General features: G+C 74.6%; 22 protein-coding genes. 9 read left to right on the plus strand and 13 right to left on the minus strand.

The window, feature by feature from the left end; all coding sequences use genetic code 11:
• Nucleotides 1-36 precede the first annotated feature (36 nt).
• A complete protein-coding gene (locus LZF96_RS03695) occupies nucleotides 37-435 on the minus strand; it encodes an NUDIX domain-containing protein (RefSeq protein WP_233865581.1) in 399 nt (132 codons plus the stop codon).
• A gap of 225 nt (nucleotides 436-660) precedes the next feature.
• On the opposite strand from LZF96_RS03695, the gene LZF96_RS03700 reads away from it, so the two are divergent.
• A complete protein-coding gene (locus tag LZF96_RS03700) occupies nucleotides 661-1368 on the plus strand; it encodes an NERD domain-containing protein (protein WP_233865582.1) in 708 nt (235 codons plus the stop codon).
• A gap of 37 nt (nucleotides 1369-1405) precedes the next feature.
• Here the strand turns inward: LZF96_RS03700 and LZF96_RS03705 are convergent, their stop codons facing one another.
• On the minus strand, nucleotides 1406-1822 hold the full coding sequence (locus LZF96_RS03705; protein ID WP_233865583.1) for a VOC family protein: 417 nt from the start codon (nucleotides 1820-1822) through the stop codon (nucleotides 1406-1408).
• 233 nt (nucleotides 1823-2055) lie between these two features.
• Here LZF96_RS03705 and LZF96_RS03710 point away from each other — a divergent pair, with 233 nt between their 5' ends.
• Nucleotides 2056-2736, plus strand: coding sequence for a ThuA domain-containing protein (locus tag LZF96_RS03710; RefSeq protein WP_233865584.1), 681 nt, complete (start codon nucleotides 2056-2058; stop codon nucleotides 2734-2736).
• Nucleotides 2737-2887: 151 nt separating this feature from the next.
• On the plus strand, nucleotides 2888-3856 hold the full coding sequence (locus LZF96_RS03715; RefSeq protein WP_233865766.1) for an aldo/keto reductase: 969 nt from the start codon (nucleotides 2888-2890) through the stop codon (nucleotides 3854-3856).
• Nucleotides 3857-3958: 102 nt separating this feature from the next.
• Here the strand turns inward: LZF96_RS03715 and LZF96_RS03720 are convergent, their stop codons facing one another.
• From LZF96_RS03720 to rhaI, 6 genes are all read right to left on the minus strand, one after another.
• A complete protein-coding gene (locus LZF96_RS03720) occupies nucleotides 3959-4702 on the minus strand; it encodes an LUD domain-containing protein (protein ID WP_233865585.1) in 744 nt (247 codons plus the stop codon).
• A complete protein-coding gene (locus LZF96_RS03725; RefSeq protein WP_374203083.1) occupies nucleotides 4699-6264 on the minus strand; it encodes a lactate utilization protein B in 1566 nt (521 codons plus the stop codon). Before LZF96_RS03725 ends, LZF96_RS03720 begins: the two co-directional genes overlap by 4 nt.
• Nucleotides 6261-7016: a (Fe-S)-binding protein gene (locus LZF96_RS03730; protein WP_233865768.1), complete on the minus strand. Its 756-nt coding sequence runs from the start codon at nucleotides 7014-7016 to the stop codon at nucleotides 6261-6263. The genes LZF96_RS03725 and LZF96_RS03730 overlap by 4 nt, the downstream gene beginning before the upstream one ends.
• A gap of 4 nt (nucleotides 7017-7020) precedes the next feature.
• A complete protein-coding gene (locus LZF96_RS03735) occupies nucleotides 7021-8544 on the minus strand; it encodes a rhamnulokinase family protein (protein ID WP_233865586.1) in 1524 nt (507 codons plus the stop codon).
• Nucleotides 8541-10586, minus strand: a complete 2046-nt coding sequence (locus LZF96_RS03740) for a bifunctional aldolase/short-chain dehydrogenase (RefSeq protein ID WP_233865587.1) — start codon at nucleotides 10584-10586, stop codon at nucleotides 8541-8543. The genes LZF96_RS03735 and LZF96_RS03740 overlap by 4 nt, the downstream gene beginning before the upstream one ends.
• Before the next feature lie 104 nt (nucleotides 10587-10690).
• Nucleotides 10691-11851 carry an L-rhamnose isomerase gene (gene rhaI / locus LZF96_RS03745; protein ID WP_233865588.1) on the minus strand — a complete coding sequence of 387 codons (1161 nt, stop codon included), beginning with the start codon at nucleotides 11849-11851 and terminating at the stop codon, nucleotides 10691-10693.
• Nucleotides 11852-12072: 221 nt separating this feature from the next.
• Here rhaI and LZF96_RS03750 point away from each other — a divergent pair, with 221 nt between their 5' ends.
• The 4 genes from LZF96_RS03750 to LZF96_RS03765 all read left to right on the plus strand — a co-directional run bounded on the left by LZF96_RS03750 (nucleotide 12073) and on the right by LZF96_RS03765 (nucleotide 15838).
• Nucleotides 12073-12393: an L-rhamnose mutarotase gene (locus LZF96_RS03750; RefSeq protein ID WP_233865589.1), complete on the plus strand. Its 321-nt coding sequence runs from the start codon at nucleotides 12073-12075 to the stop codon at nucleotides 12391-12393.
• 235 nt (nucleotides 12394-12628) lie between these two features.
• Nucleotides 12629-13660, plus strand: a complete 1032-nt coding sequence (locus tag LZF96_RS03755; protein WP_233865591.1) for a LacI family DNA-binding transcriptional regulator — start codon at nucleotides 12629-12631, stop codon at nucleotides 13658-13660.
• Between the two features lie 96 nt (nucleotides 13661-13756).
• Nucleotides 13757-14179, plus strand: a complete 423-nt coding sequence (locus LZF96_RS03760; protein ID WP_233865592.1) for a secondary thiamine-phosphate synthase enzyme YjbQ — start codon at nucleotides 13757-13759, stop codon at nucleotides 14177-14179.
• 123 nt (nucleotides 14180-14302) lie between these two features.
• Nucleotides 14303-15838: an FUSC family protein gene (locus LZF96_RS03765; RefSeq protein WP_233865769.1), complete on the plus strand. Its 1536-nt coding sequence runs from the start codon at nucleotides 14303-14305 to the stop codon at nucleotides 15836-15838.
• Nucleotides 15839-16246: 408 nt separating this feature from the next.
• Here the strand turns inward: LZF96_RS03765 and LZF96_RS03770 are convergent, their stop codons facing one another.
• Nucleotides 16247-17134, minus strand: coding sequence for a sirohydrochlorin chelatase (locus tag LZF96_RS03770; RefSeq protein WP_233865593.1), 888 nt, complete (start codon nucleotides 17132-17134; stop codon nucleotides 16247-16249).
• A 105-nt stretch (nucleotides 17135-17239) separates the two neighbouring features.
• Nucleotides 17240-18451 (minus strand): N-acetylglucosamine kinase, encoded by a 1212-nt coding sequence (locus LZF96_RS03775; protein WP_233865594.1) that lies wholly within the window; start codon nucleotides 18449-18451, stop codon nucleotides 17240-17242.
• Between the two features lie 236 nt (nucleotides 18452-18687).
• Here LZF96_RS03775 and LZF96_RS03780 point away from each other — a divergent pair, with 236 nt between their 5' ends.
• Nucleotides 18688-19365 (plus strand): uracil-DNA glycosylase, encoded by a 678-nt coding sequence (locus tag LZF96_RS03780; RefSeq protein WP_233865595.1) that lies wholly within the window; start codon nucleotides 18688-18690, stop codon nucleotides 19363-19365.
• A 405-nt stretch (nucleotides 19366-19770) separates the two neighbouring features.
• On the opposite strand, the gene LZF96_RS03785 is transcribed toward LZF96_RS03780, so the two are convergent.
• Nucleotides 19771-20718 carry a M56 family metallopeptidase gene (locus LZF96_RS03785; RefSeq protein WP_233865596.1) on the minus strand — a complete coding sequence of 316 codons (948 nt, stop codon included), beginning with the start codon at nucleotides 20716-20718 and terminating at the stop codon, nucleotides 19771-19773.
• A 210-nt stretch (nucleotides 20719-20928) separates the two neighbouring features.
• Nucleotides 20929-21528: a DUF5134 domain-containing protein gene (locus LZF96_RS03790; protein ID WP_233865597.1), complete on the minus strand. Its 600-nt coding sequence runs from the start codon at nucleotides 21526-21528 to the stop codon at nucleotides 20929-20931.
• Between the two features lie 151 nt (nucleotides 21529-21679).
• On the opposite strand from LZF96_RS03790, the gene LZF96_RS03795 reads away from it, so the two are divergent.
• On the plus strand, nucleotides 21680-22414 hold the full coding sequence (locus LZF96_RS03795) for a GNAT family N-acetyltransferase (RefSeq protein ID WP_233865599.1): 735 nt from the start codon (nucleotides 21680-21682) through the stop codon (nucleotides 22412-22414).
• Here the strand turns inward: LZF96_RS03795 and LZF96_RS03800 are convergent.
• Nucleotides 22408-23139 carry a glycerophosphodiester phosphodiesterase family protein gene (locus tag LZF96_RS03800; protein ID WP_233865601.1) on the minus strand — a complete coding sequence of 244 codons (732 nt, stop codon included), beginning with the start codon at nucleotides 23137-23139 and terminating at the stop codon, nucleotides 22408-22410. The two genes, LZF96_RS03795 and LZF96_RS03800, sit on opposite strands and share 7 nt — an antisense overlap.
• Nucleotides 23140-23185 lie beyond the last annotated feature (46 nt).

Below are 23185 nucleotides of genomic sequence, written 5' to 3' on the forward strand. Positions count from 1 at the left end.
GGACGGACGGACGGGCGGGGGCGCGGCGCGAACCGGTCAGGACAACAGGCCGGCGTCCCGCAGATCGTCGAAGACCACCCGATCCACCGGCGCGGTGCGATCCCGGTCCGCGTAGCGCAACCAGGCCAGTTCCTCGATCTCCCCACCGGCCCGGGGCACCCCCCGGTGCCGGGCGGTGTAGCAGGCCATCCGCACCACCGCGCCCACGCCGTGGCCGTCGGCCTCCGCCTCGTACACCCCCGCCGGCTCGACGGTGTCGGGCACCAACTCCACGCCCACCTCCTCGCGGACCTCCCGCACCAGGGTCTCCAGGTCGTTCTCCCCGGCCTCCCGCTTGCCGCCCGGGATGTAGAACAGCGTCCGTCCCCGGCTTCGGGTCCCCAGAATCCGGCCCTCCTCCACGCACACCCAGGCCACCGTGTCGATCAGGCGCATTCCGGCCGGTCCCTTCCGTCGTTCTCCGTCGTTCCCGTGTGTCCCGAACCCGCCGACCGGTCCGTGCCGGCCCGGCGACCGGGCGATTCTGCCGGCCGGGACCCGCCGACCCGGCACCGCCCCGGCGTCGGTGCCCAACTCCTCCCGGCTCCCCCTTGCCCCGGCGGGACATCCCGCCGAAGCTGGAAGGCGGTGCCACGTTTCCCGTCCCCGGGAGTGCGAGCGATGTCCGCGATGCCCGACCCCTCCGCGTCCCGCCGCGGGCCCCTGTGGCTGCACCCGGACGACGACCTCGCCCCCAACCGTCCCGGCGAGTACCTGCGGGGCCTTCCCGAACTGTCCGTCGCCGAATCCGTCGCCCGGCGTGCGCTGGGCCGTCTGCTGGGCCGTCGGGCGGACCTGGACGAACTCGAACGACGTCTCACCGGCGAGATCCTGGTGGGGACCGCCCTGGACCGGCTGGAACCGACCGGGCGTCGCACCCTGCACTCCCTGCCGCTGCCGGCGCGCGCCGTCCTGGCGCACCTCACGATCGGGCCGGGCGGGATCTTCGCGGTGCACACCGTCAATCCGGCCGGCGCACGGGTGGTACTCGGGGTCCCCGGACGGAAGGGGGATATCGGGGTAACCGCGGACATGATCCGGATCGGCTCCCGCGTCGAACCCCACCCGAGGCTCTGCCGAAGGGCGGCGAGCCGGGCCGCCCACGTCCTGCGTCGGGCGGCCGGCGGGCCGGTGGAGGTGCGACCGGTCCTCGCCGTGGTCGCCCCACGGATCCGGGTGGGGCATCGCCCCTCCGACCTGCTGGTGCTCGGCATCCCCGCCGGGGTGCCGCCGGCCGTGCTGGACGGGGGCACCCCGGTCCTCAAGCCGGACCGGGTCGAGGAGTTGTACGACCTCGCCCGCGACCGCCGGATCTGGTACGACGGGTGAGACCGAACAGGAGGTCGCGCGGGCGCGGGCGGGACCTTCAGCGCACACCCGGGTGGACGGGCGGCTCGTCGCCCGGCGGCGGGAAGACCAGGAACTCGTTGCCCTCCGGATCGGCCAGCACGTCCCAGTCCCGGGTGCCCGAGCGCTCCGTGACCATGGTCGCGCCCATCGCCAGCAGCCGCTCGGTGTCGCCCCACACGTCCAGCCGGACGGGGTTGCGGCTCGTCCGGCGTTCCCCGACCGGGGTGATCCAGATCGTGGGGCCCTCGCCCTCCGGGTCGTGGATGGCCACCGGCCACTCCGCCGGGCGCGGCTCCGCCTCGCCCGCCCATGTTCCCCGGCGCCGGTACCCCAGGGCATCGCACCACCACTCGGCCAGTCGTTGGTGGTTCAGGGCCTCCAGGGTGAGGTCCCGGAAAGTGGCCGGGGAATCGCCCCGTTGGTCCGCGCTCATCCCGCCTCCGTCGCGTCGTTCCGCCCCTTGATCGGTCGCGTGCCCCGTACCCCGTGCCGAGTGGATCATGCCGGGACCGGTGGGGTCGGGTTTCGGGGCGGACACGCCTCCCCGCGGGCCGCCGCGGTGTCGGAGCCGGGTCCCGGCGACACGTCACCGATCCGCTCCCCGGGCGCACGGGACGCCGCGGGCCCCACCGGCGCCGGGCGCCGGCCGGGCCCTAGCATGACGACATGTCTCCCCGAGCCACCGGCCCCGGTCCGGTCCTGGTCTACTCCCGCACCGCCGACTACCGGCACGAGTCGATCCCGTACGGCGTGGCGGCGCTCCGTGAGCTCGGCGCCGAACACGGCTTCCCGGTCACCGCCACCGAGGACCCCGGGGAGTTGGCGGCGGAGCTGCCGCACCACCCCGTGGTGGTCTTCCTCTCCACCAGCGGGGACGTTCTCACCGACGCCGCCTCGACCGCCCTGCGCGCCCACCAGGAGGCCGGGGGCGGCTTCGTCGGCGTCCACGCCGCGAGCTGCACCGAGTACGGCCGCCCCTGGTACGGACGGTTGGTCGGCGCCCGCTTCACCGAGCACCCCGACCTCCAGCCCGGGGTGGTGGTCGTGGAGGACCGCGACCACCCGGCCACCGCCCACCTCCCGGCCCGCTGGGAGTTCACCGACGAGTGGTACGCCTTCGACCACGATCCGCGCGACCGGGTCCGAATGCTCGCCTCCGCCGACGGGAGCACCTTCCGCGGCGGCACCCCCGGCGCGGACCGCCCCCTGGTGTGGTGCCACGAGAACACCGGCGGTCGTTCCTTCTACACGGCCCTCGGCCACACGGTGGAGTGCTGGCGGGACCCGCTCTTCCGCGCCCACGTGCTGGGCGGGGTGCGCTGGGCCGGCGGCGCCGACACGCCCTGACCCCGCTCCCGGGGTCGGGAGCGGGGGAGGGGCGGCGCACGGCGTGAGACGATGCCCGGGGGCCGGCCCCGCCGTTCCGCGCCCCATCGCACGCACGTCGAGGAGACCACGGGTGAGCCGATACACCGCCGCCGAGGACCGCTACTCCACCATGCAGTACCGCCGGTGCGGTCGCAGCGGTGTCCTGTTGCCCGCCGTCTCCCTGGGGCTGTGGCACAACTTCGGGGACGCCACCCCGCTGGAGACCCAGCGCGCCGTGCTGCGACGCGCCTTCGACCGCGGCGTCACCCACATCGACCTGGCCAACAACTACGGCCCGCCGTACGGCTCGGCCGAGGCCAACTTCGGAACCCTCTTCGCGCAGGACCTCCGCCCGTACCGCGACGAACTGTTCATCGCCACCAAGGCCGGTTACGACATGTGGCCCGGCCCCTACGGCGAATGGGGCTCGCGGAAGTACCTCCTGGCGAGCCTCGACCGGTCGCTGAAGCGGATGGGTCTGGAGTACGTGGACGTCTTCTACTCCCACCGCTTCGACCCCGACACCCCGCTCGAGGAGACCCTCGGGGCACTGGACACCGCCGTGCGACAGGGCAAGGCGCTGTATGTCGGCATCTCCAACTATCCCGCCGACCAGCACCGGCGCGCGGTGCAGATCCTGCGCTCGATGGGCACCCCGCTGCTGGTCCACCAGTCGCCCTACAACATGATCGACCGTCGGCTGGAGGACGAGGTCCTGGACGCCGTCGGGGACACCGGCACCGCGCTGGTCGCCTACTCCCCGTTGGCCCAGGGGCTGCTGACCGACCGCTACCTCGGCGGCGAGGTGCCCGCCGACTCGCGGATGGCGCAGGCCCGCTTCCTGCGTCCCGAGGCGTTGACCGACAGCCGACTGGAGATGCTGCGCGAGCTCGACGGTTTCGCCCGGGGGCGGGGGCAGACCCTCGCGCAGCTCGCCCTGGCGTGGGTGCTGCGGGACCCGCGGGTGGTCTCGGTGCTGATCGGGGCCGGCAGCGTGACCCAGCTCGACCAGAACCTCGCGGCGATCGAGTCCGGGCCGCTCACCTTCGGCGAGCTCGCCGAGATCGATCGGATCATGGGCGCGGAACTGCTGGAGTGATCCCGCCCCCGGTCCGCGTCTTCCCGCCCCACTCCCGGTGGGAGGGGAAGGCTCGGACCGCTCCCACCGCCCGGGGCCCCGACGCCTCGGCGCCCCTCCGGCTCAGGACCCCGCCGGCCCCGGGGCGTCCGGAGCCGCGGGCCCGGGGAGCGGGCCGACCAGCAGCACCTCCAGTACCCGGGGGCCGTGTACCCCCTCCACCCGGTCCAGCTCGATGTCGCTGGTGGCCGAGGGTCCCGAGATCCAGGTCTGCGGCCGGTGCGGCACCAGTCGGGGCAGCGCCTCCGGTACCGATGACACCACCTGCTCGGGGACCCGAACCACGCACAGGTGGTGGTCCGGGATCAGGGTGATCCGTCGTCTTCCCTGGTCGGGGGAGCCGTCCAGCACGATGGTGCCGGTCTCCGCGATCGCCAGCGCGCACCCGGTGACCACCGCGTCCACGGCGTCCAGTTCGGCGGCGGTGCCGGCGGGATCGTCCGGGACCCGGACGACGCCCTCCGGCAGCCAGGCGTCGGGAACCCCGGGCGGGGCGACCACGCTCCGCGCACCGCGCTCCGTCAGCAGCCGGGCGATCAGCGCCGGCAGGCCGTCGGGGTCCACCCGGTGCACCAGCGCCCGGTAGTCGGCCAGGTTCTCCGCCAGCAGGTCCGTCAGGGCGGCCGGTCGATCCGGGGCCTCCGGAAGGTGGGAGACCAGGTACTCCCGGGGCACCGGCGTCACCGCCCGCGGCCCGGCCGGTTCGGCCGGCCCGGTCCCGGTGCCCCGCAGGGCGCGCCGAACCCGGCCGAGCACCACCTCGCGGCTGCCGTGACCCGTCCCCGTCCCGCGCGCGCATCCGGTCACGACCGCTCCTCCCGGTATCCGTCCCCGACCCCGTGGTCGTCACTGTTCCCGTTCCCGCCGTCCGCTTCCCGGGTGCGGCGCCACCAGTCCCGGAAGGACTCGGCGGGCACCGTCGGCAGGTCCCGGCTCGCGGTCCACGCCGCCCCCGGCCCGGGCAGCCGGCGCGGGTGCAGCCGGCGGGTGCGTCCGGCCACCCGCTGTCCGGCGCGCACCACGCCCGGGTGGTCCAACGCCCAGCGGGCGGCGCGCATCAGGGCCCGCTCGGCGGCGTGCCCGCGCGCCGGTTTCAGCCGCACCCGGCTGCCGCGCACCGTCACCTCCCCGCCCTCGACCACCCGTTCGCGCAGGTGCACCAGGACCCGGGGGATGTCGATGGCCACCGGACAGACCTCGTAACACGCCCCGCACAGCGAGGAGGCGTACGGCAGTGAGGCGTCCAGCGCGCTGTCGGTGCCCCGCAGCTGGGGGGTGAGGATCGCCCCGATCGGCCCGGGATAGGCCGAGCCGTAGGCGTGGCCGCCGGCCCGCTCGTAGACCGGGCAGACGTTCAGGCACGCCGAGCAGCGGATGCAGCGCAGCGCCTGACGGCCCACGGTGTCGGCCAACACGTCGGTGCGGCCGTTGTCCAGCAGCACCAGATGGAACTCGCGGGGACCGTCGCCGTCGGTGGTGCCGGTCCACATCGTGGTGTACGGATTCATCCGCTCGGCGGTGGAGGAGCGCGGCAACAGCTGCAGGAAGACCTCCAGATCCCGCCAGGTCGGCACCACCTTCTCGATGCCCACCACCGAGATCAGGGTCTCCGGCAGGGTCAGGCACATCCGCCCGTTGCCCTCGGACTCCACGACCACCAGGGTGCCGGTCTCGGCGACCATGAAGTTGGCGCCGGAGATCCCCACCCTCGCCCGCAGGAACTTCTCCCGCAGGTGCAGGCGCGCGGCCTCGGCGAGTTCCGCCGGTCGGTCGCTGAGCCCCTCGGGGGCCGCCCGACCCCAGTCGGCCATCCGCTCGCGGAAGATGTCCCGGATCTCGCCCCGGTTGCGGTGGATCGCCGGCACCAGGATGTGCGAGGGCAGGTCGTCGCCCAGCTGCACGATCAGCTCGGCGAGGTCGGTCTCGTAGGCGGTGATGCCGGCGTCGGCCAGCGCCTCGTTGAGGCCGATCTCCTGGGTGGCCATCGACTTGACCTTGATCGCCTCGGTCTCACCGGTGGCGTGCACCAGCTCGGTGACGATCCGGTTGGCCTCCGCGGCGTCGGCGGCCCAGTGCACGGTGCCGCCGGCCGCCGTCACCGCCTCCTCCAGCCGCTCCAGGTGGCTGTCCAGCCGCAGCAGCACGTCGTCCTTGATCGCGGCGCCGGCGGCGCGCAGCTCCGGCCAATCGGAGAGTTCGGCGACCGCGCGGGCCCGCTTGTCGCGGATGGTGTGGGTGGCGTGCCGCAGGTTGCCGAGCAGCGTGGCGTTCCGACCGGCTGCTTCCGCGGCCGTGGGGAAATCGCGCGGGGTCGCGGGGCGGGTGCCACCGGCCGCGCGGCCGGGCATGCCGAGGAAGGTGCCGCTCACCGCGTCGCCCCCCTCGTCCCCGAACCGTGCGCCGTCGCGTCGGCGTTCCCCCCGGTGGAGGCGAGGATCTCCGCCAGGTGCACCGGACGGACCGGGGAGCCGGCGCGCCGCAGTACCCCGCCGATGTGCATCAGACAGGAGTTGTCCACCGTGCAGACCGCCGAGGCGCCGGTGGCGACGACGGCCCGGGCCTTGTCCCGTCCCATCGCGGTGGAGACCGCCGCGTTCTTCATGGCGAAGGTACCGCCGAAACCGCAGCACTCCTCGGCCCCGGGGAGTTCCACCAACTCCAGGCCGCGCACCTTCTCCAGCAGTCGGCGCGGCCGGTCGCCCAGCCCCAGGGCCCGCAGGCCGTGGCAGGTGGGGTGGTAGGTCACGGTGTGCGGGTAGTACGCCCCCACGTCCGTCACCCCCAGCACGTCCACCAGGAACTCCGTCAGCTCCAGGGTCCGGCGCGCGGCCTCCGCCGCGCCCGGCACCGCGAACCCCGGGTGGTGGTCGCGGACCATCGCCGCGCAGGACCCCGAGGGGGTCACGATGTGGTCGCACCCGGCGAAGGCCTCCGCGTACCGCCGCACCAGTGGTTCGGTCTCGCGTCGGTAGCCGGTGTTGAACTGGGGTTGACCGCAGCAGCTCTGCGCCTCGGGGAACTCCACCTCCACACCCAGCCGCTCCAGCAGGGTCACCACCGCCCGGCCGGTGTCGGGGTACAGGGTGTCGTTCACGCAGGTGATGAAGAGCCCCACCCGCATCCGCTCAGCCATGCAGTCGCTCCTCCGCCCGTCGCCAGGGCTCCGTTCCGTCCCTCGGCTCATGGTGCCGCAACGGTTGCCCGGTTCGCAGCAGGGCTCGCAGGTCGCCGAGGTCGCCCTCCAGCACGCCGGCGGCCCGCGCCTGCACCAGGGCGTTGCCCAGGGCGGCGGCCTCGGCGGGGCCGGCGACCACCGGCAGTCCGCAGGCCTCGGCGGTCAGTCGGCACAGCAGGTCGTTCCGGGCGCCGCCACCGACCACGTGCACGACCTCGATCCGGCGGTCCGCCAACCGGGTCGCCTCGGCCAGGGCCCGGTGGTGGGCCAGGGCGAGCGAGTCCAGCACGCAGCGCACGGTCTCCGCCCGGTCCCGGGGCACCGGCCATCCGGTGTCCCGGCAGGCCGCCGCGATCCGGGCCGGCATGTCACCGGGGGCGATGAAGCCCTCGTCACCGGCGTCCACCACCGAGCGCAACGGCTCGGCGCGCTCGGCGTCCGCCAACAGGCCGGCCAGGTCGGGCGCGGCGCCGTCCTCGGACTCCCAGGCGCGCAGACACTCCTGGAGCAGCCACAGCCCCATGATGTTGCGCAGGTAGCGGACGGTGCCGTCGACCCCCAGTTCGTTGGTGAAGTTCGCCAGCCGGCTCTCCTCGGACAGCACGGGCCCGGGCAGTTCCAGCCCGGCCAGGGACCAGGTGCCGGTGGCGATGTAGCCGAACCGCGAGCCCGGCCCGTCGCCGGCGGCCGGGACGCCCACCACCGCCGAGGCGGTGTCGTGCGAACCGACCGCGATCACCGGAACCGGACCGGCCAGAGCGGTCTCCGCCAGGACGTGCGGCAGTAGTTCCCCGGCCGGGTCGCCGGGCCGCCGCAGCGGTGGGAAGAGGCCGGGGTCGAGGTCGAGGGCGTCGGCGACCTCCCGGGACCAGTCCCGGGTGCGCGGATCGATCAACTGGGTGGTGGAGGCGTTGGTCAGTTCGGTGCCGGCCTCGCCGGTGAGCCAGTACGAGATCAGATCCGGGATCAGCAGCACCCGTCGGGCCGCCGACCACGCCGCGCTCCCGCGCGCCGCCGTCAGCTGGTAGATCGTGTTGAACGGCAGGTGCTGCAGGCCGGTGGCCGCGTACAGCCGCTCGGGCGGCAACAGGGCCGCCACCTTCTCCGCCGTGCCCTCCACCCGGGCGTCCCGGTAGTGCACCGGGTTGCCCAGCAGGACTCCGTCCGCGTCCAGCAGGCCGTGATCCACGGCCCAGGAATCGATGCCCACGCCGTCCAGGCGGCCCCCGGCGGCGCGTCCGGCCTCGCGCAGGCCGTCCAGCACCCCCCGGTACAGACCCGGGATGTCCCAGTACAGCGTGTCGCCCATCCGCACCGGTCGGTTGGGGAAGCGGTGCACCTCGCGCAGATCGAGTCGGTCGGGCCCCACCGTCACGAGCATCACCCGACCGCTGGACGCCCCCAGGTCGACGGCGGCGAAGGCCCCGCCCCGGGGGGACGCCCCGGGGCGGGAACCGGCGGTCGTGCCGCTCATCGCAGGAAGGCCGCGGCGACACCCGCGTCGACCGGGATGTGCAGACCGGTGGTGTGCGACAGGTCGCCGGCGGTCAGGGTGTACACCGCCGCCGCCACGTGCTCCGGCAGCACCTCGCGCTTGAGCAGGGTCCGCTGCGCGTAGAACTCGCCCAGCTTCTCCTCCTCCACGCCGTACACCGCGGCCCGCTTGGCACCCCAGCCGGCGGCGAAGATCCCGGAACCGCGCACCACGCCGTCGGGGTTGACGCCGTTGACCCGGATGCCGTGCCCGCCGAGTTCGGCGGCCAGCAGCCGCACCTGGTGGGCCTGGTCGGCCTTCGTTGCGCCGTAGGCGATGTTGTTGGGGCCGGCGAAGACGCCGTTCTTGGAGACGATGTAGACGATGTCGCCGCCCATGTCCTGGGCGATCATCATCCGGGCCGCCTCACGGGAGACCAGGAACGAGCCGCGCGCCATGATCCGGTGCTGCAGGTCCCAGTCGGCCGCGGTGGTCTCGGTCAGCGGCTTGGAGATGGAGATCCCGGCGTTGTTCACCACCAGGTCGATCCCGCCGAAGGCCAGTGCGCCGACGGCGAAGGCCTCGGCGATCGCCTCCTCGGAGGTCACGTCGGCGGCCACCGCCACCGCCCGGTCCGGGCCGCCCAACTCCTTCGCCACCTCCGCGGAGCGCTCGGCGTCCAGATCGGCGACCACCACGCAGGCGCCCTCGGCGACGAGCCGGCGGGCGGTGGCCAGGCCGATGCCGGAGGCCGCGCCGGTGACCAGCGCCACCCGGGTCGCCAGCGGCTTGGGCTTCGGCATCCGCCGCAGCTTGGCCTCCTCCAGCTCCCAGTACTCGATCCGGAACTTCTCGGACTCCTCGATGGGGGCGTACCGGGAGATCGCCTCGGCCCCGCGCATCACGTTGACGGCGTTGACGTAGAACTCACCGGCGACCCGGGCGGTCTGCTTGTCCTTGCCGAAGGAGAACATCCCGATACCCGGCACCAGCACGATGGCCGGGTCCGCGCCGCGCATGGCGGGGGAATCGGGGTTCGCGTGCCGCTCGTAGTAGGCGCGGTACTCCTCGCGGTACTTCGCGTGCAGCTCGCGCAGCCGCTCCACGGCTCGCTCCAACGGGGCGTCGGCCGGCAGGTCGAGCACCAGGGGGCGGACCTTGGTGCGCAGGAAGTGGTCGGGGCACGAGGTGCCCAGGGCCGCCAGCCGGGGGTGCTCGTCGCGGGAGAGGAAGTCCAGCACCGTCTCGCTGTCGGTGAAGTGGCCCAGTTGGGGACGGTCGGTGGAGGCCAGACCCCGGATCACGGGGGCCAGCGCCGCGGCGCGGGCGCGCCGCTCCTCCTCCGGCAGCGGCTCCCATCCCGGGCGCACCGCCCCGAAGGGCTCGGGCCGGCCCCGCTCGGCGATGAAACGCTCGGCGGTGCGGATGATGTCCAGGGAGTTGCGCTCGCACTCCTCGGAGGTGTCACCCCAGGCGGTGATGCCGTGACCGCCCAGCACGCAGCCGATCGCCTGCGGGTTGGCCTCCTTGACGGCGGCGATGTCCAGGCCGAGCCGGAAGCCGGGACGGCGCCAGGGCACCCAGACCACGCGGTCCCCGAAGCACTCCCCGGTCAACTTCTCCCCATCGGCGGCGCAGGCCAGTGCGATGCCGGAGTCGGGGTGCAGGTGATCCACGTGCGCGGCGTCCACCAGTCCGTGCATGGCGGTGTCGATGGAGGGGGCGGCGCCCCCCTTGCCGTGCAGGCAGTAGTCGAAGGCGGCGACCATCTCGTCCTCGCGCTCCACGCCCGGGTAGACCCCGGTCAGGGCGCGCAGGCGGTCCAACCGCAGGGCGGCCAGGCCGCCCTCGGTGAGGGTGCCCAGGTCGCCCCCGGAACCCTTGACCCACATCAGCTCGATGTCGGTCCCGGTGACCGGGTCCGCGGCGGTGCCCTTGGCGGAGGTGTTGCCGCCCGCGTAGTTGGTGTTGCGGGGGTCGGCTCCGAGGCGGTGCGAGCGCTCCAACAGCTCGACGACCGGCCGGGGGGTGGCGTCCGTCATCTTCTCCCTGCTTCCTGGGCTTTCCTGTACTGCGGTGCGGGCGTGGGCGCGTCCGGGCCGATCGCCCAACGCGTGTGGGCGGGCCCGTGGCGGGCCCGGTGTGGTCAGGCGCCCCAGCCCGCCTGCTCGCCGCCCCGCCGATCGGCGACGATGCGCTCGGCCCATCCGGAGCGCCGGTAGGCGGCGATGGGGTCGGGGTCCATACCCCGCTCCTCGCGCAGTTCGGCCAGCAGCGGTCGCACATCGGTGTTGTAGGCGTCCATCAGGACCGCGTTCGCGCCGAGCACGTCACCGGAGAGCTGGGCGGCGCCCAGCGCCTCCCGGTCCACCAGCAGGGCCTTGGCGGTGGCCTCCTGGACGTTCATCACCGAACGGATGATCGCGGGGATCTTGGGCTCGATGTTGTGGCACTGGTCCAGCATGAAGGCGATGTCGGGCGCGAAGCCGCCGCCCCCGATGACCTCGTGCATGATGCGGAACAGTTGGAAGGGGTCGGCGGCACCGACCATCAGGTCGTCGTCGGCGTAGAAGCGGGAGTTGAAGTCGAAGCCGCCGAGCCTGCCCTCGCGCAGCAGGACCGCGACGATGAACTCGATGTTGGTGCCCGGCGCGTGGTGCCCGGTGTCCACCACGACCCGGGCCCGCTCGCCCAGCCGCAGGCAGTGGGCATGGGCGGTGCCCCAGTCCGGCACGTCGGTGGCGTAGAAGGCGGGCTCGAAGAACTTGTACTCCAGCAGCATCCGCTGATCGGCGCCCAGACGCTCGTAGACGGCGGCCAGGGCTTCGGCGAGACGGTCCTGGCGGGCGCGGATGTCGTCCTGCCCCGGATAGTTGGTGCCGTCGGCGAACCACAGCTTCAGGTCGCGCGAGCCGGTGGCGTCCATGATGTCCACGCACTCGAGCAGGTGGTCCAGGGCCTTGCGGCGCACCCGGGGGTCGGGGTGGCAGACGCTGCCCAGCCGGTAGTCGTCGTCCTGGAAGACGTTGGAGTTGATCGTTCCCAATCGCAGGCCCAGGTCCTTGGCGAAGGTCGCCAGCGCGCCGTAGTCGTCGACCCGGTCCCAGGGGATGTGCAGGGCCACCGAGGGGGCCGCACCGGTGAACTCGTGCACCCGGGCGGCGTCCTCCAGCTTCTCCCGGGGGGTGCGGGGAACCCCCTCCTGCGCGAACACCTTGAACCGGGTGCCGGAGTTTCCATAGGCCCACGAGGGGGTCTCGATGGCCTGGGTGGCGAGGGCCGCCTTGACGGCGGAGGAGGCGGTCATGCGATCAGGACTCCCGGGTGGCTGGACACCGCTGTGAATCGTTTCACTGAGCTGACGCTAAGAGGGGGTGGGGAGTCGTGTCAAGATGACGGCCGGCATCGGTCGGAAAGTGATGGAGGGCGATCCGCGGAGCCCTCATGAGCAGCCGATCTTGACGCGCTGTGATGGCCCGGCTAGCTTGCGTCCCCGGCGAATGAAACCTTTCACGAAGGAGCGGCGTCATGCGGCGGATCTGCTTTCTGCTCAAGGTCCGCGCGGACCGGCTGGAGGAGTACCGGGAGCGCCACGCCGAGGTCTGGCCGGAGATGCGCCGGGCGTTGGGCGAGTCCGGGTGGCACAACTACTCCCTCTTCCTGCGCGAGGACGGCCTGCTGGTGGGCTACCTCGAGACCGAGGACTTCGAGGCCGCCCGGGAGGCGATGTCCCGCACGGAGGTCAACGCCCGCTGGCAGGCGGAGATGGCCGGGTTCTTCGAGGACCTCGACGGGGTGGGCCCCGACGAGGCGATGCGCCCGCTCACCGAGATCTTCCACCTGGACTGACCATTCGGGGCCCGGGGCCGGCGGTGATCGATCCGGGCGGCCACGCGAACGAACCGATACCAACCCTTCCGATCGGGTTCCAACGGTCAGGGGTGTCCGTTCGCGATCATTCGCGGGTCCGGGGCGGACGCGGGGGTAGCCCGGTGTTCTCCCGCTCCCCGGCCGCCTACCATGTCCCGTCGGCGGACGCCGAAAGGCGACCGGCGGGGCACGACGAGAGAACGGAACGGGGACGATGGCGCACACGGTCGGGATCAAGGAGGTCGCCCGACGGGCCGGTGTGTCGGTGGGCACGGTCTCCAACGTCATCAACCGTCCCGACATGGTCGCCGAGGAGACCCGCCGCCGGGTCCGCGCCGCCATCAACGAACTCGGCTACGTGCGCAGCGAGTCCGCCCGCCAACTGCGGGCCGGACGCAGCCGCATCATCGCCCTGCTCGTCCTCGACATGGCCAACCCCTTCTTCGTGGACGTCGCCATGGGCGCCGAGCGCGTCGCGCGTGCCGACGGGCTGGGCGTCATGCTCTGCAACAGCGCCCAGAGCGTCTCCGAGGAGGCCGACTACCTCTCGCTCTTCGCCGAACAGCGGGTGCGCGGCGTCCTGGTCACCCCGGCGGACATGACCGGCCGCAACCTCACCGCCTTCCGCCGGCACAACATCCCCTTCGTCCTGGTGGACCGGGTGCTGCCCAGTGCCGAGGGCTGCTCGGTCTCGGTGGACGACGTGCGCGGCGGTGCCCTGGCCGTCCGCCACCTGCTGGCCGAGGGGCACGAGCGGATCACCTACGTCAGCGGGCCGATGTCCCTGCAGCAGTGCCGCGACCGCCTCTCCGGCGCGCTGCTCGCGCTCGAGGAGGCGGGCCGGGGCCCGGAGGACCTGCGACACCTGGAGGCCGAGCGTCTCGACGTGGCCGCCGGGCGGGACGCCGGCGCCCGACTGCTGGGTGTCGACCCCCGCCCCGGCGCGGTCTTCTGCGCCAACGACCTGCTCGCCCTGGGGGTACTGCAGGCATTCTTCGCGGCCGGGGTGCGGGTCCCCGACGACGTGGCGCTGGTGGGTTACGACGACATCGAGTTCGCCGCCGCGGCGGCGGTGCCGCTGACCTCGGTCCGGCAGCCCGCCGGCCGGATGGGACGCGAGGCCGCCGAACTGCTGCTCCGCGAGACCGGGGAGGACGCGGCCCGTCACCGGCACCGACGCATCGTACTGGAGCCCGAACTGATCGTCCGCGAATCGAGTCTGGGCCCGCGCGCCGGCCGTCGATGACGCCCGTCCTCGGGGATCATCGGTGACGCGGACCCCGGACCGCGGATCACGGACCGCGGGCGGCCCCCGGGGGGCGATACGGAGGAGGAGCGGACGATGACGGGCGGAGTGCGCGGCCGGGTGCTGCGGGTGACCACCGGCGGTCGGGAGACCGTTCACGATCTCACCGGGGAGTGCGAAGCCTTCCTCGCGGACGAGGCGGTCGGCGCCGACGGCCTGCTCAACGTCTTCGTCCCGCACGCCACCGCCGGTATCGCGATCCTGGAGACCGGCGCCGGCAGCGACGACGACCTCCTCGCGGCGCTGCGGGACCTGCTGCCCGCCGACGACCGCTGGCGCCACCGGCACGGCAGTCCCGGACACGGTCGCGACCACGTGCTGCCGGCGCTGGTCCCCCCGCATGCCACCCTGCCGGTGGTGGGCGGTCGCCTGGCGCTGGGCACCTGGCAGAGCGTCTGTTTGGTGGACACCAACCGCGACAACCCGAACCGCGAGGTACGGCTCTCCTTCCTCGGCTGATTCCCCGGCCCGCCCGGCGATTTGTCTGTAGTGCCCATCGAATGCTTTCCTGTGCGTGTATCACCATATGGACGCGAAGGGGGCTCGGTGGGGTCGTACGGTAGGGGACCGCGTGAGGCGGCGGTGGTCGCGGCGCGACGCTGGTGGATCCCCGACCCGGGCCGGATACGCCTGCGGGCCGGCCTGCGGGCGGTGCTCGGCACCGGCCTGGCGGTGACCGCGGTCCTGCTCGCCGGGTTCGGCCTGGAGGCGGCCCTGCTCGGTGGCCTGGCGGCGCTGCTCGCCCTCTTCACGGTCAGCGACCCCGACGTGCGGCGGCAGGTCGCCACCACGGGCCTGCTGCCCCTGGCGGGGTTGCCGGTGCTCGCGGCGGGCTGCTTCCTGCACGACCGGCCGCTGGAACGCGCCGCCGCCTTCCTCGGCGTGGTCTTCGTCGGCGTGTGGGCCCGCCGCTTCGGACCCCGGGGCAACGCCCTGGGCATCTTCGCCTTCATGATGCTCTTCGCGGTCCAGTTCCTCGGCGCCCCGCCCGCCGACCTGATCCGACTCGTCCCCGCGGTGCTCCTCGCCCTGGTCTGCGCGGCCCTCGTACGCTTCGTCCTGTGGTGCTGGGAGCGACACACCCCGCCTCCCGCCGCGCCGGCGCCCCCGCCGTTCCCCGGCCGGCTGCGCCCCACCACCCGTCAGGCCCACCAGGCCGTCGTCGCCTGCGCGGTGGCGTTGGCCGTCGGGATACCGCTCTCCCCGGAACGCTGGTACTGGGCGGTCGGCGCCGCGTGGTGGATCTTCGTCAACACGGCCTCCCGGGGCGAGACCCTGGTGCGCGGCTTCCGGCGGGTGCTGGGCACCGTCCTCGGCGTGGTCGCAGGTGTCCTCCTGGCGCTCCCGCTGGACGGCGCCCCCGTCCCGACGGCGCTGCTCGCCGCCGTCTGCGTCTTCGGCATCTTCCACGCGGCGCCGGTCTCCTACTCCTGGATGATGTTCGCGGTCACGGTGCTGGTGGGGCTGCTCTACGGACTGCTGGGGGAGCTCAGCGCCGGCCTGCTGGCCATGCGGCTGCTGGAGACCGGGGTCGGCGCCGTGGCCGCCGTTCTCGCCGTGGCCCTGGTGCTCCCGATCACCACCCACGCCGCCACCCACGGCTGGATCCTGCGGGCCCTGGAGGCGACCCACGGCGCCGCCCGGGAGGCCGCCCGCCGACTGGCCGGCGACCCCGGCGCGGACCCGGCCCGCCGGGTCGCCGAGTTGGAACCCCTCCTGGACCGCGCCCGGCTCTCCCTGGCACCCCTCCTCCACCCGCTCAACCCGCTGCGGGCCCGGCGTGCCCGGGCCCGCGAGGTGACGGCCCTGCTCGACGAGTGCGCCGAGCGGGTCCGGGCGCTGGCCCGACTGGCCGAGACACCGGGCTCCGCCGCCGACGCCCGGTTCATCGAGGCGTGCGACCGGGTGGCGGAGGCCATCCGAGCCCTGCCGGTCCCGCCGCCCACCGGGTCCGCGCGGCGGGCCCGGAGCCGGCGTGCGGCCGGGGAGGTGACAGCGGTCGGGGACCGCCCCGCCCACCACCCGGCCCTGGCGCAGTTGCACGGGCTGGAGACGGCGGTGCGCCGGCTCGCCGGGCCGCTCCAGACCCCGCCGCGCACCCCGCTCGGTACCGCCTGACGGGGCCCGGCGGACGCCGGGCCTCCCGGGGAGGCGTCCTTCCCTGACGCCCGCCGGTCGGGGCCGCTCTCTCCCCCCGCCGAGGAGTCCACCCCGGTCACGGCTCCCGGCACTGCTCCATCGGGGAGTGAGGAAGGGTGGGCCCGGGGATCTCGTGACGGGGAGGTGCGCGGCATGGCGTCGATGTTCACGGCCGGGTCCGAAGATCCCGGTCGGGGCGTCCGGCGGTACGGGGGACGGCGCGTGCGACCGCCGTGACCGTTCAACGCCCCGGCCCTCCCGCGCCGCGCGGTCCGCCGACCCGGTCCGCCGGGCCGGTCCGCCGGGCCGGTCCGCCGGGCCGGGAACGGCCGGGGCCCGGTGGGCGACGGTCACCACCGTCGCCCACCGGGCCCTTGTCGACAGGGGTCAGCGGGCGGATGCCGCCTGCTGCGGGTTGGGGGTCAACCCGATCTTCCCGGCGTAGGCCGAGAGCACCAGCCGGCCTATGGCGGGGTAGGGGCCCAGCGGCTCGGAGGCGGCGCACCCCGCCTCCTCGGCGGCGGCGGCCAGCAGTCCGTCCGGGACCTCCGGGCCGATCAGGCAGGGGGCCAGGGCCAGTTGACGCGCCCCCGACTCCAGCAACTGCCGGGCGGTCTGCGCTATGGCGCCGTCACTGTCCACCGCGGTGGCCAGCACCGGGACGGCCAGCCGCGCGGAGAGCAACATGCCGGTGATCCCGGCGGCCTGCACGGCCTCCTCCCCGCCCACGGTGGCGAGGATGATGCCGTCCGCGGCCGTGGCCACGGTGAACAGGCGCGCCCGGTCGGCGCGGGCCAGACCGGCCTCCGACAGGCGCACGTGCACGGCTTCGGCCAGCAGCGGGTGCGGACCGAGCACGTCGGTCAGTTCGGCGCCCGAACCGCTGCCCACGACGGCCTGCCGGATCAGGCGCAGTTGCGCGCTGTCGGGACCCGCCAGGAGCGGGACCACCACTGCCGGGGGCCGTTCGTCACCGGCCTCCGGGTGCTCGGCCGCGAGCCGGCTCAGCACCTCCTGCAGGCCGGGGAACCCGTCGCCGTCGCCCTCGGTGAAACCGACACGGGCGTTCAGCCCGGGGAGGTCGGCGCGGGCGATGCTGACCACCTCCTCGGCGAGCGAGCGACTCGCCGGGGAAGGGGTCCCCGGTACCGCCAGGACCAGGATGGGCGCCCCTTCCGGGGCGCTCACCGGCTCGGGGCGGCGGTGACGTCCCGGCTGGCGCGGTCGCGGCATTCGTACGGGCAGGCCCGACGCCGGCCCAGTGGGGGAGCTCATATCGCCGCATGTTAACGCCTGGGCGCGTCGCTCTGTTCGACCGGGTCGGCTCCCTCTGGTGTTCGGTGGCACCTTGGTAGGGAAATGTGGTGATTCGGGAACGCGTCATCCGTACCCGGGCATCCGACCGGGAAGGTTTCGGTGAAGGCTGTGCGGGGTTTGGGGGAGGGGACCGGTTTCCAGCAGCCCCGCCGCCGGGGGCAGGGTGGGACCGCCCGCCGCCGCGCGATCCGCGAGCAGCAGGGCCCCGTCCAGGGGATCACCGGCCGGGGACACCTCCCGAACCCCCGGTAGCCGTCGCGCGAGTTCCTCGCGCAGCGGCCCCGTCAACGCGCTCCCCAGCCGGGGCAGGCCGCCGGTCAGGGCCAGCAGGGGAGCGGGGCCCCCCGGTCCCGACGACCCTCCCGATTCCGGGAGTGCCCCCGGTGCCCACTTCCCGTGGGCGGCCCCTCGGAGCGACTCCGGCAGGGCCGCCGCGGCGGTGGCGGCGATCTCCCGGGCCGCCTCGCGCAGGATCTCCCGGGCACGCGGGTCGGCGACCGGTTCCGCGGCGCAGCGGGCGACGGCCGGGGCGAACGAGGCGAGAACCGCGGCGCGATCGGGGCGCGGGTACAACCGGGAGGGCAGTTCGCCCGCCGCCCCGAACTCCTCCTCGGCGCACCGCAACAGGGCCGCCGAACCACCCGGGCGGCCGTCCAGGGCGCGCAGCGCCGCCTCCAGCCCGGCCCGGCCGATCCAGGCGCCGCTCCCGCAGTCGCCCAGCAGGTGCCCCCATCCGTCGGCCCGTCGCCAGCCGGCCAGGTCCGTGCCGAGGGCGATCATGCCCGTGCCGGCGGCGACCACCACACCGGGACGTTCCCCCAGCGCGCCCGCGTAGCCGGTGACCGCGTCGGCGGCCAGCACCAACCGGGTGTCGGGAACGGGGGACGAACCGATGGCGAAGCCCGCCGCGAGGGCGCCGGGCAGGTCGCGGCGCAGGGCCGTTCCGAGTGTCGCGAACCCCGCCGCACCCACGCAGACGCCCGCCGGAACCGTGCCGGGCGGAGCTTCCGCGCGGGCCAGCAGTTCCCCGCCGGCGCTGATCACCCGGGCCGCGAGCTCGGCGGCCTCGACACCCTCGCCGCCGGTGCGCACGGGCGGGCCGGTGACGGGATCACCCACCCGAACGGGTGGTCCGCCGGGAACGCCGGGGTCGTGGGGAGGGCCCGGGGCCGCCCGTCGGGCCAGGGCCACCCGGAGCCCGGACCCACCGGAATCCACGCCCAGCAACCAGATGTCCCCGGCCTCGGCCGGGGAGTCGTTCCCGCCTGGACTCATGGGTGGGCTCCGGTGGTACGGGGGCGGGGAGGGGGCGGTTGGAGAACCGATCCGGGCGCAGCCTAGCCGTACTGCCCCGAGAGGTCGGGGACGTGGGCGCGGCACCGCCCGGGATGTCCGTGCGCCGGTTCGCCGGGTGGCCTCCGGGGCCCTCCCGTCCGGGACGCACGGATCCGACGGCGGTCGGTCGGGGAAAGGGAAAGGGCGTACCCCGAACGGCAGTAGAGTGCCGTGCTGTGGCAGCGCGACCGTTGAACGAACTTGTCGAACCGGGCTGGGCGAAGGCCCTGGAACCCGTGGCCGGACACATCGCGGCGATGGGCGATTTCCTCCGCGCCGAGATCGCGGCGGGGCGCACCTACCTGCCGGCGGGGCCGAACGTCCTGCGGGCGTTCCGGCAACCGTTCGACGCGGTACGGGTGCTGATCGTGGGGCAGGACCCGTACCCGACGCCGGGCATGCCCATCGGGCTGAGCTTCGCGGTGTCGCCGGAGGTGCGCAGGCTGCCCGGCAGCCTGGAGAACATCTTCCGGGAACTCGGCGACGACCTCGGGGTGCCCCGGCCCGCCAACGGGGATCTGACGCCGTGGGCCGAGCAGGGGGTCCTGCTCCTCAACCGCGCGCTGACCACCGCGCCGGGGCGTCCCGCCGCACACCGGGGGAAGGGCTGGGAGGAGGTCACCGACCAGGCCATCCGCGCGCTCGCGACCCGTGGGGGACCGCTGGTCGCGATCCTGTGGGGCCGGGACGCCCGAAGCCTGCGTCCCCTGCTGGGACCGACCCCGGCGGTGGAGTCCGCGCACCCCTCCCCGATGTCGGCCGACCGCGGCTTCTTCGGCTCCCGCCCCTTCAGCCGGGCCAACGCCTTCCTCGTCGAGCAGGGTGCCGAGCCGGTGGACTGGCGCCTGCCCTGAGCCCACCCGGCCGGTACCCGGGGAGTGGCACGCCGGGCTCCCGGCGGCGCCCGGCGAATTATCGGCCCCGGTGGGTGGACCCCGGCCCGCAGGGGTCTCCCCGGGGCTTCTCCCCATGTCCTCCCGACGCTCGGCGACGCCCCCCGGGGGAGGATCCCGCGGGGTGACTCCGTCGGGACGTGGCGGGCGGACCTTCCGCATCGCACTTCCCGCCGGCTCCCCGGTTGCCCTTCGTCGGCCCCGCGCTTCGGCCACGTGGACGCTCCGGATGCGGGTCGGCACCGGGTCGGCACCGGGGTGGTACCGACCGGCATCCGCCGGCGCGCGGTGAACCGGGCCGCCGGTGATCCGCCCGGGGCCTCCCCGACCCGACGGGGCCGGGGTGTGTCGGCGTACGTCCGCGCGTCAGCGCAGGGAGGACAGCCCCGGTCCGAAGGCCACCAACAGCGGCACCAGGGGCACCAGCGCCGCCGCGGCCGTCAGCCGTACCCGGCGCGAGGCGGTGAATCGTCGCCCCGGTGCCAACAACCGGTCCACCCGTTGCGGCAGTTGCCGCAGCCCGGGGTCGGCCCCGGCACGGGGGCCGAACCCGCCCCGGTCCCCGTTGAGGTCCACCAGCGCCAGGGCCGTGGTCAACCGTCCGAAGCGACGGGAGGCGGCGTCGTCCGCCGCCAACTCCACGAGACGGTGCACCTGCGCGCGGAAGGCGGCGAAGACCGGAACTCCGGGGAAGCCGCGGGCCAGCGCGCCCGCGCAGTGCAGCAGCCAGTCGTGACGCGCCCGCGCGTGACCCTCCTCGTGGGCGATCACGGCGTCCAGGCGTCGACCGCCGAGGCGGGCCAGGGCCGCCGTGGTGATCATCAGTCGGCCGTCGGAGCCGGGCAACAACCAGGCGTCCGGTCGCGGGTCCTCCACGATCACCAGGCGCCCGCCGTCCTCCTCCTCGCCGGGCAGCAATGGGCGGCGGGTGAGGAGTTCGGCGCGTCGGCGGCGCCGTACCGCCCGCGCCAGTCGCACCTCGCGCACCAGCATCACCGCCGTCCACAGACCGCCGGCGGCCAGCGCCAACGCCAGGGGCGCCGCGATCCACGCCCCCTCCGGGGGCAGCGCGTAGGCGTCCAGGACCCCTGCGGGGGCGGGGGCGAACAACCCCTCCCTGACCACCTGCCAGGCGGCGGCGCCGCTGACGGCCATGGCCAGTCCGCAGCACAACAGGACCGCCACGACCACGCACTGCCACAGCCACAGGGCCAGCACGGGTTCCCGGTCGGGCCAGGAGGCGCGGGTCATCACGCGGGGGGCGGTCAACGCCGTGAGCCCGCCCAACGCGAGCAGGATGAGCGCGACGAGCATGGCGCCAGCCTAGTCGGCGTGTCCCGGAACGGGCACGGGTCGGACGCCCCGGGCGGGACGGTTCCGCCCCGGCGTCCGTTCCGGAGCCCGCCCCGGGGCCCGCCGCGGGGGCGCTCGCCACCCCCGGAACGGGTCCCGAACAGGGACGGATCCGATCGGTGGCCGTCCTCCGGGGTCCGGGCCCCGCGGAGGAGGGTCGGGTGCCGCGCCTCACATCGCCATCAGCATGACCACCATCGCCAGGGCGGTCACGATGCGACAGGCGGTGGCCATCTCCGGCGGGCGACCGGTGACCGGGACCGGCGCGGTCCCGGACGACGCCAATCGGGAGCCGGAGCGCAGGGCGTATCCGGCGAAGTACGCGGCGACCAGCGCCGCGGGCACCGCCATCGGCACCGGTGAGGGGTCCGACACCGGGCCCCCGTGCCCCCCTCCGAGAAGCCAGAGGTGGGCCATCCCGCCCATCGCGGCCCCCTCCAGCAGGTGGTGCGCCCGGTGTCCCGCGCCGGGGCGGGGGCGGAGTACCGGCCACAGCGCCACCGCCGGGAAGAGGGCCGCGACCGCCCACGCCGCGGCCGACCACCCGGGAGGGCCGCCGTCCTCCGCGCCGTCCCGGGCCGGAAGGCCGGTCGGCAGCGGCACCGTGCCCGTCGGCAGGGCCATCACCGCCATGCCGAGGAGCATCACTCCCTCCACCGCGGCGATCTGCCGCGCGCCCCCCGTCGAGCGGTGGGCCGAGAGCAGGCAGTACAGGCCGGTGCCCGCGCAGATCACCGCCATGAGCCAACCGACCGGTGTCGCTCCGTGCACGGGCCCCCCTCCCCGCCCGGCTCGTTTCCGCCCCGGCGGGGGACGAGCCGGGCCCGGGCGTTCCCGGCATTCCTCCCCATCGGGCGGCCCGCCGGGCGGGGAGCGCGGGGAGCGCACGGAGGCACGGCGCGCACGCCGCTACGATCGGCTCATGTCCGACCCGTCCGCGCCCGCCACTCGCTCCGCGCGCACCCCGTCCCCCGGCACCGAACGGGACCGGGGCGGCCCGCCGTCCGCCGGGACGCCCGCAGGCCTCCGGATCCGTCGCGCCGGTCCGCGGGACGTTCCCGCCGTGGTGGCCCTGGTCGAGTCCGCCTACCGGGGCGATTCCAGCCGGGAGGGGTGGACCACCGAGGCGGATCTCCTGGACGGGCAGCGCACCGACGCCCGGGAGGTGGCCGGGCTGGTGACCGCCGTCGACGGTCGTGTCCTGCTCGCCGAAGGGGAGGACGGCACCCCGCCGCTCGGGTGTTGCCACCTGCTGCGGAGGGGAGCCGGGGCCGTCGCGGCCGCCGGGGACGGGGGCGACGCCTACTTCGGGATGTTCGCCGTGCGGCCCCGGGCCCAGGGGGCCGGGGTGGGCGGACTACTGCTCGCCGAGGCCGAACGGGTGGCGGCGGTGGAGTGGGGCGCCCGGCGGATGGAGATGACGGTGATCTCGCTGCGCTCCGATCTCATCGCCTGGTACGAGCGGCGCGGATACCGCCGCACGGGCCGGATGATCCCCTTCCCCTACGGCGACGCCCGTTTCGGCCTGCCCCGCCGGCCTGACCTGCGGTTCGAGATCCTGGTCGGGGACCTCTCCCCGCTCGCGAACCGGGCCGGGGCCGATTCCGCTCCCGACCGGGGCGGCCGACGCGGGTCCGGTGACCGCCCCGCTCAGTGACGCGGGGTGTGCGCGACGATCGGCAACCCGATCTCCCGGCCGGCGGGTAGAGCGCGCGCGGCGGTCACGATCGCGGGTTCGTCCGTGACGACCCCGTCCAGCCCCAGTTCCACCGCCCGGGCCAGATCGGCCGGGGTGTTGACGGTCCAGGCGATGACGGTCACCCCGACCCGCCGGCAGCGTTCCACGATCTCCCCGGTCAGTTCGGCCAGTTCGCAGGAGACCATGTCGGCGCCCAGCGCGACGGCCCGTTCCGGCGCGCGCGGCGTGGAGCGGCCGGCGACGGCGGTGATCGGGATACCGGGCAGCAGCGCCCGGGTGGCCCGCAACGCCTCGTCGTGGAAGGAGATGACCCGCACCCGCTCGTGCAGGGTCCGCTCGGTGATGATCCCCGCCAGGACCCGGGCGACGGCGGGGTCCTTGATCTCGGCCTGGATCGGTGAGTCCACCGCCTCGACCACCTCGGTGAACAGTGGGATCCGTTCGCCGGAGCCCGCGTCCAGGGCCCGCAGTTCGGCCAGGTCGAGATCGGCGACCCGGCCGGTGCCGTCGGTGGTGCGGTCCACCTCGGCGTCGTGCATCACGACCAGTCGGCCGTCCCGGCTCAGGTGCAGGTCCAGCTCGATCGCGTCCACCCCCTCCGCCCCGGCCCGTCGGAAGGACCGCAGGGTGTTCTCCGGTTCGACCCCCATCAGGCCCCGGTGTCCGACGGTGAGCATGGGCATGGTCGTTCGCCTCTCGGGGTGCGGAAGTCGGGAACCGATGGTTCGA

It is taken from the genome of Streptomyces sp. ST2-7A (genome assembly GCF_021390475.1).
Classification (GTDB): Bacteria; Actinomycetota; Actinomycetes; order Streptomycetales; family Streptomycetaceae; genus Streptomyces.